The sequence below is a fragment of the Pseudomonas sp. genome (assembly GCF_017744435.1).
Lineage (GTDB): Bacteria > Pseudomonadota > Gammaproteobacteria > Pseudomonadales > Pseudomonadaceae > Aquipseudomonas.
Genome location: NZ_JAGIBG010000005.1, coordinates 1 through 12593 on the forward strand (window position 1 = coordinate 1; position 12593 = coordinate 12593).

13 protein-coding genes are annotated in these 12593 nt (G+C 61.8%); 4 read left to right on the plus strand and 9 right to left on the minus strand.

The features are described 5' to 3' along the window. Nucleotides 1-57 precede the first annotated feature (57 nt). The 6 genes from J7573_RS05305 to prlC all read right to left on the minus strand — a co-directional run bounded on the left by J7573_RS05305 (nucleotide 58) and on the right by prlC (nucleotide 8366). On the minus strand, nucleotides 58-1593 hold the full coding sequence (locus tag J7573_RS05305) for a SulP family inorganic anion transporter (protein WP_294326843.1): 1536 nt from the start codon (nucleotides 1591-1593) through the stop codon (nucleotides 58-60). A 189-nt stretch (nucleotides 1594-1782) separates the two neighbouring features. Next, nucleotides 1783-2502 carry a carbonic anhydrase gene (locus tag J7573_RS05310; RefSeq protein WP_294326845.1) on the minus strand — a complete coding sequence of 240 codons (720 nt, stop codon included), beginning with the start codon at nucleotides 2500-2502 and terminating at the stop codon, nucleotides 1783-1785. A 293-nt stretch (nucleotides 2503-2795) separates the two neighbouring features. After that, complete coding sequence (locus tag J7573_RS05315; RefSeq protein ID WP_294326847.1) at nucleotides 2796-3854, minus strand: PA0069 family radical SAM protein; 1059 nt, start codon at nucleotides 3852-3854, stop codon at nucleotides 2796-2798. A 79-nt stretch (nucleotides 3855-3933) separates the two neighbouring features. Then, complete coding sequence (locus J7573_RS05320) at nucleotides 3934-5943, minus strand: M3 family metallopeptidase (protein WP_294326848.1); 2010 nt, start codon at nucleotides 5941-5943, stop codon at nucleotides 3934-3936. A 93-nt stretch (nucleotides 5944-6036) separates the two neighbouring features. Next, nucleotides 6037-6318 (minus strand): YheV family putative zinc ribbon protein, encoded by a 282-nt coding sequence (locus J7573_RS05325; RefSeq protein WP_294326850.1) that lies wholly within the window; start codon nucleotides 6316-6318, stop codon nucleotides 6037-6039. Then, nucleotides 6315-8366 carry an oligopeptidase A gene (gene prlC, locus J7573_RS05330; protein ID WP_294326851.1) on the minus strand — a complete coding sequence of 684 codons (2052 nt, stop codon included), beginning with the start codon at nucleotides 8364-8366 and terminating at the stop codon, nucleotides 6315-6317. Before prlC ends, J7573_RS05325 begins: the two co-directional genes overlap by 4 nt. 102 nt (nucleotides 8367-8468) lie before the next feature. Here prlC and J7573_RS05335 point away from each other — a divergent pair, with 102 nt between their 5' ends. Then, entirely contained in the window at nucleotides 8469-9017 is a 549-nt protein-coding gene (locus J7573_RS05335; protein ID WP_152958462.1) for a gamma carbonic anhydrase family protein, read from the plus strand. A 20-nt stretch (nucleotides 9018-9037) separates the two neighbouring features. Next, a complete protein-coding gene (locus J7573_RS05340) occupies nucleotides 9038-9688 on the plus strand; it encodes an HAD family hydrolase (protein ID WP_294326855.1) in 651 nt (216 codons plus the stop codon). 40 nt (nucleotides 9689-9728) lie between these two features. On the opposite strand, the gene J7573_RS05345 is transcribed toward J7573_RS05340, so the two are convergent. Continuing rightward, entirely contained in the window at nucleotides 9729-10811 is a 1083-nt protein-coding gene (locus J7573_RS05345; protein ID WP_294326857.1) for an aminopeptidase, read from the minus strand. 67 nt (nucleotides 10812-10878) lie between these two features. On the opposite strand from J7573_RS05345, the gene J7573_RS05350 reads away from it, so the two are divergent. Both J7573_RS05350 and J7573_RS05355 read left to right on the plus strand, forming a co-directional pair. Continuing rightward, a complete protein-coding gene (locus tag J7573_RS05350) occupies nucleotides 10879-11292 on the plus strand; it encodes a hypothetical protein (RefSeq protein WP_294326859.1) in 414 nt (137 codons plus the stop codon). A 55-nt stretch (nucleotides 11293-11347) separates the two neighbouring features. Next, nucleotides 11348-11761 (plus strand): hypothetical protein, encoded by a 414-nt coding sequence (locus J7573_RS05355; protein WP_294326862.1) that lies wholly within the window; start codon nucleotides 11348-11350, stop codon nucleotides 11759-11761. A gap of 31 nt (nucleotides 11762-11792) precedes the next feature. On the opposite strand, the gene J7573_RS05360 is transcribed toward J7573_RS05355, so the two are convergent. Together J7573_RS05360 and J7573_RS05365 are read right to left on the minus strand one after the other, a co-directional pair. Then, on the minus strand, nucleotides 11793-12026 hold the full coding sequence (locus J7573_RS05360) for a DUF1161 domain-containing protein (RefSeq protein ID WP_027917153.1): 234 nt from the start codon (nucleotides 12024-12026) through the stop codon (nucleotides 11793-11795). 73 nt (nucleotides 12027-12099) lie between these two features. Then, nucleotides 12100-12525 (minus strand): OsmC family protein, encoded by a 426-nt coding sequence (locus tag J7573_RS05365; RefSeq protein WP_294326866.1) that lies wholly within the window; start codon nucleotides 12523-12525, stop codon nucleotides 12100-12102. Between the last annotated feature and the right edge of the window lie 68 nt (nucleotides 12526-12593).

The following is a 12593-nucleotide window of genomic DNA, read 5'->3' on the forward strand; positions in this document are numbered from 1 at the left end:
CCTGTGGGAGCGGGCGTGCCCGCGAAGAGGCCGGGACAGGCAACAGCGCTATTCAGCTCAAGCGCCCACACCTGCGGTAGTGCGCATCCGCCCCTCGATCCGCCGCTTCAATCGCCGCTGCTCGATCACCAACCGCGCCCCATTGGCCGCGTTGCTCCGGCTCCAGTCCTCGAGCAATTCCAGGCACGAATGGTCGATGTAGCTCAGGTTGCTCAACGGCACATGCAAGGTGGTCCCGGCTGGCACGCTATCCAGCACCTGGGTCAGTGCCGGCACCTTGAGGAAGGTTGCCGCACCACTGAGTCGCAGCTCCATGTGCCCGTCTTTCTCCAGGCTCGCCAGGTTGATCTTCAGCCGCGCCGCCTTGAACGCCAGTTTCAGCAGCGTCAGGGCAAAGCCCAGCAGCACACCGGTCAACAGGTCGGTGAAGATGATCGCCAGTGCGGTGGCCGCGTAGGTGAACATCGGCATCCGCCCATAACGGCCCAGCCCGCGAAACGCCTTGAAATCCACCAGTTTCACGCCGGTGAACACCAGCACCCCGGCCAGGCTTGCCACGGGGATCTGCTGCAGTACGCTACTCAGCACCACCACGAATGCCAGCAACCACAGGCCATGCAGGATCGCCGAGGCACGAGTTTGCGCGCCCGCTTGCACGTTGGCAGAACTACGCACGATCACCCCGGTCATCGGCAGCGCGCCGAGCACACCGCAGAGCATGTTGCCGATGCCCTGCGCCGACAGCTCACGGTCGAAGTCCGAGCGCTGGCCGCTGTGCATGCGGTCTACGGCGGCTGCCGACAGCAGCGTCTCGGCACTAGCGATGAAGGCCAGGGCGAAAGCCGCCACCAGCAGAGTTGGGTCGGCGAGCTTCATCAGGTCGTCCAGGCGTATCCAGTCGATTGCTTCGGACAGGTCGGCCGGTACTTGCACACGATTCACCGGCAGCGCCAGCCACATGGCGATGGCGGTCATCGCCGCCACACCGAGCAAGGCACCTGGCACGAAGCGCAGCTTCTGCGGCCGCACGCGCTCCCAGCCCCACATGATCGCGATGGTGCCCAACCCCAGTGCGCCAGCCATCCAGCCGGAGCCGGCGCTCTCCTGAGGCAGGGCCGCAGCCACGGTGGAGGGGAACTCCAGGAGGTTCTGCAGGCCCGATGGTTGTGGCGTCGTGTCGAACATCACATGTACCTGGGATAACACGATCAGCACACCGATACCGGCCAACATGCCGTACACCACCGCTGGCGCGGTGACACGGAACCAGCACCCCAGGCGCAAGCGCCCGGCCAGCAATTGCAGGATCCCCGCCAGCAGCAGGATAGGCCCGAGCATCGCCATGCCATGTTGGCGAACCAGCTCGAACACCAGCACCGCCAGGCCCGCCGCCGGGCCGCTGACCTGCAATGGCGAACCCGCCAGGAAGCCGACCACGATGCCGCCAATGATACCGGTGATCAGGCCCTTGGCTGGCGGCATGCCCGAGGCGATCGCAATACCCATGCACAACGGCAGGGCGACCAAAAAGACCACCACCGACGCCAGCAACTCACGCGGCAGGGCCGCTTTCAACTGTGTCATGTTCACCATCGTTCTCCTTTCTCTGTCGCACGGCCATTCCTCTGGCCGTGGGCACGTTTGGCCCCTGACGAGCGCGCAGGCGCGGGCCGCCAGCGCGATCGCCGGCAGGTAGTCAGGGCATTTTCAAGGCAGCCGAAGGCCGCGCCACACCCCATGGGGTGCAGCTGGCTATTCAAGGTTCAGCTGTGGACGAGTCGCTTAGTAGCGGCCTCTCGGAGTGGCGCTAGGCACCGGCTGGCCAGCGGCCAGGGGCAGGAAGCTGTCGCTGGCGGCGTCATAGGCTTCGATCTTGCTGGTCTCGATGTCGTAGACCCAGCCGTGGATGTACAGCTGGCCAGCGGCCAGGCGCGAGGCCACCGACGGGTGAGTGCGCAGGTGGTGCAGCTGGGCGATGACGTTTTCCTTGGTCAGCACCTGCATGCTTTCGTGTTCGCTGCCGCACGAGCAGTTGTTCTCGACCACGGTGCGGGCCACTTCGGCGTGACGCAGCCAGGCACCGACGGTAGGCATCTTGTCCAGCGAATGCGGGTTGAGCACGGCACGCATCGCGCCACAGTCGGAGTGACCACAGATGATGATGTGGTGCACCTTCAGCGCCAGCACGGCGTATTCGATAGCGCTGGAAACACCACCGTTCATCTGGCCATACGGCGGTACCACGTTACCGACGTTACGGGTCACGAACAGGTCGCCTGGCGAGCTCTGGGTAATCAGCTCGGGGACGATGCGCGAGTCGGCACAGGTGATGAACATGGCGCGCGGGGTTTGCGCGGTGGCGAGCTTCTTGAACAGCTCCTGCTGCTCGGGGAAGACGTCATGGTGAAAGCGCAGGAAGCCGTCGACGATGTGCTTCAGGGCGGCATCGGCGCTCTCCGCTGGAGCTGGCGGAACGACCTTGGATGGGTCCTTGACGGGCATGATTCATCCTCTTGACGGTGTGTAGGTAAATCCATTTTACCGGTGAAAGATTCTGGCTATGCGCAGAGTTAGATGACGCGCACAGGCGATAGATCACAGTCTTCGCTGACTGGTTTCCTACGCTAGCGGGGAAAACTTAACTGAAACTTAATTCGAAGGCTCTAGAACAGGCGTTCCAGATCTATAAGGCGGGAGCTGAATAATAGCAAAAAAGCATCAACTGCCAAGCGTCATTACTCAGATTATTTGCTTGAATGAGTAACACTGGGGATGTCTACAAGCGCCACCTGCTGTCAGAACAACGCCATCTGACCACCTGGCGGGCAAAAGGCCGAGCAATCCAGCGCCTGCGCTTCCCGCCCCTCGAAGTCCAGGCGCTTCATTGCCCTGGAAAAACGCTGAGCCAACAGCTCGGCAAAGATCCCTTCGCCACGCATGCGCGCACCAAAGCGGCTGTCATACAGCTCGCCACCCCGGCTCTGGCGAATCAGGCTGAGCACATGGGCCGCCCGCTGCGGGTAATGGTCCTGCAGCCACTGCTCGAACAACGGCGCCACTTCCAGCGGCAGGCGCAGCATCATGTAGGCAGCACTCTGTGCGCCCGCTTCCTTGGCCGCCTCCAACAAGTGCTCAAGCTCGCTGTCGTTGATCATCGGAATCATCGGCGAGCACAAGACACCCACCGGCACACCGGCTTCGCGCAAGACGCGAATGGCCCGCAACCTGGCCTTGGGTGAAGCCGCGCGGGGCTCGAGCACGCGTTTGAGATCGTCGTCCAGGGTAGTGAGGCTGATCATTACCCGAGCCAGACGCTGGCTGGCCATTTCGGCCAACAGGTCCAGATCGCGCAACACCAGCGCGCCCTTGGTGACGATGATTACCGGGTGGCGAAAGCGCAAAAGGACTTCCAGCAATCGACGCGTCAGCTGCTGCTCGCGCTCGATTGGCTGGTAAGGATCGGTGTTGGAGCCCAGGTTGATCGGCGCACAGACATAACCCGGCTTGCTCAACTGCTGCGCAAGCACTTCGGCAGCATTGGTCTTGGCGATCAGCTTGGTTTCGAAATCCAGCCCCGGGGAAAGGTCCCAGTATGCATGGGAGGGGCGGGCATAACAGTAGATGCAGCCATGCTCGCAGCCGCGATAAGGGTTGATCGAGCGGTCGAAGGGCAAGTCGGGCGAGGTATTGCGACTGATGACGGACTTGGCCCTCTCGATGCGCACCTCGGTGCTCTGGGTGAGTGGCACTTCCTGATACCAACCATCGTCCTCGACCACGGAGCGGGACGAAGCAAAACGGTTGTGTGGTTGCAGGACAGTGCCACGCCCTTTCTGCGACGCAGGAATCATCATGGACGCTACCTAGACTGTATTTATATACAGTATAGTTTTCGCGCGAATCACACCAGCGCCGCTGGTCACCGAAACGGCATCAGGCCAGCCCTGTCCACTCCAGGAATCGGTTGGCATTCGTCGGTCGGCCCAGGAACGATTCGATACTCTGCAAGAACGGTCGAGATACGGATGGTGCGAAAATCTCATCCATCAATGCTCGACCGGTAGGCTGATCCAGCAAGCCTGCCGCTTCGAACCGGCTGAACAGGTCCCACCCATGGACATCCGCCCACAGGTAACCGAAAAAGCCGGCATCGTAACCCGTCACCAGATGTGTGAAACCGTGCAGCGGTTTCTCGAAACCGTTCAACGGCCAGAGCCCGGTGCGCTGATGGCTGTCAGTCACGAGCCGGGAAAGGTCCAGCGCGTTCTTGGCCGACCGGTGCAAGCCCAGGTCGAGAAACGCTCGGCCCAGGAGCATCGCGCTTGACCGGCCATTGTCGGCTTGCAGCTTGTTCAACACCGGCTTCAGTTCAGCGCTGCTCAACTTTCGACCATCCTGGTAGTGAGCACAGATACTTGCCAGATAATCGGCATCCCAGACCCAGCACTCGAAGAGTTTCGATGGCACTTCCACCCCATCGGTGCCCAGCTGACGCGTGTCGGAGAGCAGGTGACTGTTCGTGCTGACCAGCAGACTGTGCAGGGCGTGACCAAACTCGTGGAAGAGCTTTCTGAGTGCCAGGTGGTCCAGTAACGGCGGGTGGCCATCAATCCCCTGAGGTACGTCGCTGTACACGGCAACCACGACACGGTGGTAACGCCCCTCGGCATCTACTCGTCGATGCCAATGGGTCACGGTCTGGACCGTGTCAGGTGCTTTGCCATCGTGCTGCAGGGCATCCAGGTAAAGGTAACCGATCGTTGCATGATCCTTGATCACCTCAAAGATGAGCACGCTGGGATGCCAGGCGTTTGAGTCATTCAACTTCTGCAACTCAACGCCAAAGAGCCGCCTGGCCATCTCGCGCAGCGCCGCCACCACACCTTCGAACGTGAAGTATTCCTGCATCGTTGCCTCCGAAAGCTGGGTCTCGGAGCTGCGGGCATTGGCGTGCAGATACTCGATATCCCAAGGTTCGAGGGTATCAATGCCATGTGCTGCCGCTAGCGGCTCGATCGTGCCTCTAAAGGCCGACATGGCCGGTTTCACCCGATCTTCCAGACTTTGCAGAAACGCCTCCAGCCGGGCAACAGTGCCGATACTCTTGGTCTGCACGCTCAGCTGCACATGATCCTCGAACCCCAGCAAGCGCGCCTTTTCATTTCTCAGTTCAGCGAGCTCCCGAATCACCTCACCGTTGTCGAGCGCAGGGTCGTCGCTGACACCCTGCAAATGGTAGGCGCGATAAACCTGTTCACGCAGCGATCGATCTTTTGCAAATTTGAGGACGTGGGTGAAATTGGCTTCGTCGCAGGCAATCAGCCAACCGGAGAGCTTTGCGGCCTGCGCAGCCGAGCGCATTTGCCCCTGTTGTTGAACGGCAATGCCTTCAAGTCGGCTTTCATCCGTAATGTGAACGGCAAGGGATGCAACGGAGGAATTGACGTTGGCCAGGAACCGTGTAGAGAGCTCGCCTATTCGCTTTTCCAGTTGTTGCAGGCGGGCTTTGTCATCCGTGCTCAGGTGTACGCCGCCGTTCTTGTATTCCTGAAGGATCAGCGCCAGCGTCGCTTGCTTGCGCGAATCCAGATGCTGACCCACTGCGCTGTTGGCCAAACGATCATAGAGTTGATAGAGCTCGACATTTCGCAGCTTGTCCTTGAAGCACCCATCGGCCTCAACATAAGTCTTCTGGAACACCTGCCCCCACTCATCGCTGTGGTTGGCCATCGGCGCGAAGTCATAGAAAGTGCCTTGAAGATCGGCATCGAGCGCATCGATGGCAAGGACGAGATCGTCCCAGGTGGGTAATGTGGCCTGATGCTCGACAACCGCTTCGATGCCCAGTCGATAGTTGGCAATGCTGGTTTCAATAGCCTGCAGGGCCTGGTCGGGAGAGACCTGCCGGTAATCCAGCAAATTTGCAGCATGTGAGAGTGTCATGACAGTACCTGACGGGATGCGGAAGAAGAGCAGAACTATCCGCACTCCCTCCACTCCCGCGGCAGGCATTATCTAACACCTTTTCGACCCGGATTATTCGCTCGGCTTTTTCAGCTTCGGGTTCGGGAAGAACTGCACGGTCTGCACCTTGGCCGGCACCGCTTTCGGCGCCAGCTGGTTGACCCGGGTACCGAGCTCCTTGGGCACCGACAGGCCCTGTTCGTTGAGGGTGTCGGTGAAGCCGCAAGCCACACACTCACGGTGCGGGACGTCGTCTTCGCTCCACATCATCAGCTTGTCGGGCTCGCTGCACGCCGGGCAGATCGCCCCGGCGATGAAGCGCTTCTTGGTCTTGTTCACAGCTACCTCGCTCATGCCGCAGCGTCCTCGGTGAGGCCACTGTGGCGCAGCAATGCATCGATGGAAGGTTCACGCCCACGGAAGTCCACGAACAGTTCCATGGGTTCGCGCGAGCCGCCGCGGGCCAGGATCGCTTCACGGAACGCACGGCCGGTCTCGGCATTCAGCACGCCTTCTTCCTCGAAGCGCGAGAAGGCGTCGGCCGACAGCACTTCAGCCCACTTGTAGCTGTAGTAGCCTGCCGCATAACCGCCAGCAAAGATGTGCGCGAAGCTGTTGGGGAAGCGGTTGTACGCCGGCGGGCGCATCACCGAAACCTCATCGCGCACGCCTTCGAGGACCTGCAGCACACTGCGGCCGTCGCCGTGGCTGGCGTGCAGCTCGAAGTCGAACAGCGAGAACTCCAGCTGGCGCACCATCATCATGCCCGACTGGAAGTTTTTCGCTGCGAGCATCTTGTCCAGCAGGTCCTGGGGCAGGGCTTCGCCACTTTCATAGTGGCCGGAAATCAATGCCAGGCCTTCCGGCTCCCAGCACCAGTTTTCCATGAACTGGCTCGGCAGTTCGACGGCGTCCCAGGCCACACCGTTGATGCCGGACACACCGGCATGCTCGATGCGGGTCAGCATATGGTGCAGGCCGTGGCCGAACTCGTGGAACAGGGTGGTGACTTCATCGTGGGTGAGCAGCGCGGGCTTGCCAGGTGCGGCCGGGGTAAAGTTGCACACCAGGTTGGCCACCGGGCTCTGCAACTCGCCGCCAGCCGTGCGACGACGGTCGCGGGCACCGTCCATCCAGGCACCGCCACGCTTGTTGGCACGGGCATAGAGGTCGAAGAAGAAGCGGCCGACGTGCTGGCCGTTTTCCTTGATCTCGAACAGGCGCACGTCCGGGTGCCAGCTGTCGAAGCTTTTGAGTTCGGCGATCTCGATGCCGTACAGGCGCTGGACGATGCTGAACAGGCCGCTGAGCACCTTGTCGATCGGGAAGTAGGCGCGCAGGGTTTCCTGCGACACGCTGTAACGCTGCTCGCGCAGCTTCTCGCCGAAATAACCGGCATCCCAGCTGGCCAGCTCAGGGCAGCCCTGCTCGGCGGCGTAGGCCTTGAGCTGCTCCAGGTCCTGTGCGGCAAACGGCTTGGAACGCTTGGCCAGGTCGCGCAGGAAGCTCAGCACCTGGTCGCTGGACTCGGCCATCTTGGTCGCCAGGCTCAGCTCGGCGTAATTCTTGTAGCCCAGCAGCCCGGCCAGTTCCTGGCGCAGGTCGAGGATCTGCTGCATCACCGGGCCGTTGTCGAACTGGCCGGCATTCGGGCCCTGGTCCGAAGCACGGGTGCAGTAGGCGGCATACAGCTCTTCGCGCAGGGCGCGGTCGCTGGCGTAGGTCATCACCGCGTAGTAGCTGGGGAATTCCAGGGTGATCAGCCAGCCGTCGAGGCCCTTGGCCTGGGCGGCAGCGGCCATCTGCGCCTTTGCAGAATCGGTCAGGCCGGCCAGTGCGGCTTCGTCGGTGACGTGCTTGGTCCAGGCTTGGGTGGCGTCGAGCAGCTGGTTGGAGAAGCGGCTGCCCAGCTCGCTCAGCTTGCTCTGCACTTCGGCATAACGCTGCTGCTGGTCGGCCGGCAGGTCGATGCCCGACAGGCGGAAGTCACGCAGGGCGTGGTCGAGGATAGTCTTCTGCGCCACGTCGAAGCCTGCGGCTTCCGGACTGTTGACCAGTGCCTCATAGGCTTCGAACAGCGCGCGGTTCTGGCCCAGTTCGGTAGAGTAGGCACTCAGCGCCGGCAGGCAGGACTCATAGGCCTCGCGCAGTTCCTGGCTGTTGCACACCGCGTTGAGGTGGCTGACCGGGCTCCAGGCGGCACCCAGGCGGTCGTTCAGTTCGTCCATGGCCAGCACCAGGCCGGCCCAGGTAGGGGTCTCGCCCTGCTGTTCGAGGATCTCGGCAATGGCTTTACGGTTGTCGGCCAGGATCGCTTCGATCGCCGGCAACACGTGTTCGGCACGGATTTGCGAGAAGGGCGGCAGATCGTAGGACTGCAGAAGCGGGTTGTTCGCACTCACGGTTCGGATACCTTGGCAGGAGAAACACTGCCCCATCTTAATTACAATCGACGCCGACCGCAGCAGGCAGCCTGCCTATCGGCAAAGATGAGAGACGCTATCATGGCCATCCGCAGCTTCCAGCAACACACTCCGAAAGTGGGACTCAGGGCGTTTGTCGACCGTTCGGCGGTGGTCCTGGGCGACGTGGAGATCGGCGAAGACAGCTCTGTCTGGCCGCTGACGGTGATCCGTGGCGACATGCACCGCATCCGCATCGGCGCGCGCACCAGCGTGCAGGACGGCAGCGTGCTGCACATCACCCACGCCGGGCCCTTCAACCCCGACGGTTTCCCGCTGATCATCGGTGACGAGGTGACCATCGGCCACAAGGTCATGCTGCATGGCTGCACCCTGGGCAACCGCATCCTGGTCGGCATGGGCAGCACCATCATGGATGGCGCCATCGTCGAAGACGAAGTGATCATCGGTGCCGGCAGCCTGGTGCCGCCCGGCAAGCGCCTGGTCAGTGGCTACCTGTACATGGGCAGCCCAGTGAAGCAGGTGCGACCGCTGAACGACCAGGAGCACGCCTTCTTCCCTTACAGCGCCGGCAACTACGTCAAGCTCAAGGACCAGCACCTGGCCGAAGGCTACGACCAACCGCAATGAACCCGACTACCGAGACGAACATGCACCAGCAGAACATCCTCTTCGACCTCGACGGTACCTTGACCGACCCGCGCCTGGGCATCACCCGCTCGATCCAGTACGCCCTGGCCAAGCTGGGCATCGACGAGCCGGACCTGACCCGCCTCGAACACTTCATCGGCCCACCGCTGCTGCAGGCCTTCATGCAGTTCTACAGCTTCGATGAAGCCAAGGCGTGGGAAGCGGTGAACTTCTACCGGGAACGCTTCCGTGTCACTGGCTTGTACGAGAACCTGGTGTTCGAAGGCGTGCCGGAGCTGCTCGAAGCCCTGAATGGGCAAGGTCGGACGCTGTATATCGCCACGTCCAAACCGTGGGAGTTCGCCCGGGAAATTGCCCGGCACTTTGCGTTCGATCACCACTTCAAGGTGATCTACGGCAGCGAGCTGGATGGCACGCGGACCAACAAGGTCGAGCTGATCCGTCATCTGCTGGATGAGGAAGGGCTGGATCCAGCGCAGACGCTGATGATTGGCGACCGCAAGCATGACCTGATCGGGGCTCGCAGCAATGGGTTGCAGGCGGTGGCGGTGGGGTATGGGTTTGGTAGCCGGGAAGAGCTGGTGGCTGAGGCGCCGGCCTTCCATTTCGCTACTGTGGCCGAGTTGCATCAGGCCTTTATCCAGGGCTGAGGACCACGGGGCTGCTTTGCAGCCCCAAAATTTCACAGGCTCACATCAACCGCTGCAACACCGCTTTCCTCTCGACAGCCGGCAACCGCCCAAGCTGCTCGACCCGCTCATAAAACCGCGCCCAATCCCCACCCACCTCTCGGAATACAGCCGCAAACGCCGGCACCCACTGGTCATAAAGCCCGAACGGCAACAGTTTGGCATTGCTCAATGGCGCATAGATCCAGGCGTCATAGCGCTTGTCGCCGTTCCACTGGCTGTCCCGCACCTGTTTGTATTCAGCCCGCAAGCGCTCGAACTCCGCCTGCTTGGCCGCCCGCTTGTGCGCGTCATCCAAGGGCCCTGCATAAATCGCCTGCAACCGCTCACGGCTGGCCAGCACCAACCGGGTGAACTGGTCGCGCTGCTGCGACTGATCCTCCCCAGTCGCCGCAAGCCCACGGGCAGTGCGCCATTGCCGCGTGCCTTCCTGCTCGACGAAGGTGGCAAACGACTCGTTGAACTCGGTGTCGTCCTGCACATAAAAGCGCTGATGGGCCAGCTCATGGAAGATCAACGTGGCGAGCCGCTCATCCCCCCAACCGACCATGGAAGAAAGAATCGGGTCATCGAACCAGCCCAGCGTCGAATACGCTTCGACGCCGCTCACGTACACGTCCAGACCTTGCTCGCGCATCAGCGCCGCCTCGCCACGCGCAGCGCCCTGGCGGTAATAGCCACGGTAGGCGACGCAGCCGGCAATGGGGAAACAATGCGTCACCGGTTGCAACGACAACTCAGGTGTGGCGAACACGTTCCACACCACGTAGGGGCGCTGCAAATCGGCGTAGAGCCGATAGCTTTGGTTGTCCGGCAGCTTGAGCTGCTCGCTGGCAAATACCCGCGCCGCTTCGGCATGTGCCAGGCGAGCGCGCAAGCGCGGGCTGCTGGCCGGGTCGGCGATCACCTTGTCCACCGGCTGGCGCGCCCGCAACAGCTGCCATTGCCCCTCGGCCAACTGGCCGTAATAGCCCACGGTGCTGCAACCGTTCAGCAGAAAGGCAGCCAGCAGGGGAACCAAACGCCTGAAAACGCAGTCGAGTGGCCCAGGGCCTGAGCGCTTGAGAAGAACAAAGAGATCCATCTGGGGCTATCCAACGTGCTCATGGCCAATGCGCTCCAAGACTATCTCGCCAAGGGGGAGTTTCGCCATGCGTGCACTGTTGGTCACCGGCTCACTGCTGCTGGTTTCTGCCTGTTCAACCCTGCCCGACCCGGACCCGAACCTGGCCTGGGTCGACCTCACCCCCTATGACGATACTTCGCTGGACGCGAAGCAGGTGGACGAGCGCGACTGGGCCGACACGCGCTATTTCGAAGTGCCACCTGGCAGCCACGAGCTGACCGTGCGCTATCAATTCCCGGTCACGCCGAGCAATATCGGCCCGGTCGACGAGCCATTGTGGCGTGATTGCCAGGTCAAGCTGACCTTCAAGGACTTCAGCGCCGGCCAGCGCTACCAGCTGCAGGCCGGCAGTATCGGCTTCCGCCCATGGATCAAGCTTTACGACCACCAGCAGAAACTGGTCGGGCAGGGCCTGCCAGCAGGTTGCCAACGCACCTGAACCGCACAAACGGCGCTATGCTTGTAACTCGTGTATCGCGAGTGGGAGTTTTGCCATGCGCCAGCCCATGATGCTGATCGCCCTCAGTGCACTGGGGGCTTGCGCCAGCCCCTTGCCGCCCGTAGACCCCGCCAAGGCCTGGGTCGACCTCTACACCGTGACCCCTGGCCGCCTGCTCATGGCCGACCGCCTCGATGGCCAGCGCCTGGACGACGGCCGTTACTTCCAGCTGACCCCTGGCAAGCATGAATTGGTGGTGCGGTTCGACTATGAAATCTATGCCGGCGGCATGCTCACCAGCCCCAAGGACCGGACCTGCTACCTGACCGTGCGCTTCGACGACTTCAAGGCCGGCGAGCGCTATCGCCTGGAGGCGCGGGCACCGGTGATGGACCCGCAGGTGCTGCTGTACGACGCCAGCCGCAAGGTGGTGGTGAACGAGCCGAGCGACGTGTTCTGCATCCCGTAAAGCATTGGGGCCGCAGTGCGGCCCCAATCACTTACCGGTCGTTCTTCTGGTAAATGATCTTTTTCGTCCCGCCATCACAGGTGCCGACGATCATGTTCTGATCCTTGACCTCGCTGTTGGGCACGATTTCCAGGGTGTAGGACGTCACACCCTGGGCCTGGATCTTGGCTTCGATCTCAGCCTTGAGTTCTTCGCACGGTTTCACCGCCGCCAATGCAGAAGTGGCCACAAGTGAAGCCAGCACGGCGATTGCTACGCGAATCATGGAACGGCTCCTGGCAAGGCAGCTGCGCTGCCGACGCTGTTTAGACTACAGCAAACCGTCACCGTTGCGCCGCCTAGCCCACCAATGCGGCGTCCAGGCTGATCTTTGCGTTGAGCACCTTCGACACCGGGCAACCAGCCTTGGCCTTGTTGGCGATGTCGAGGAACTGCGCCTCGCTGGCCCCCGGCACCTTGGCCTTGAGGATCAGGTGCACGGCGGTGATGGCAAAGCCGTCGGGTTGTTTGTCCAGCGTGACTTCGGCAATGGTATCGATGCGGTCTGCGGTGAACCCTGCCTCCCCGAGCATCATCGACAGCGCCATCGAGAAGCAGCCGGCATGGGCCGCGCCGATCAGCTCTTCCGGGTTGGTCCCCGGCGAGCCCTCGAAACGGGTGTTGAAACCATAGGGGTTCTGCTTGAGCGCGCCGCTTTCGGTGGAAAGCAGGCCTTTGCCATCCTTCAGGCCACCTTGCCAGATCGCCGATGCTGTCTTCTTCATGATGCCTCCTGGTCATAGGGTTACTTACCTACATTTTCGAGGTCAGTGTCCTGCGGCAAGTTCAGAGC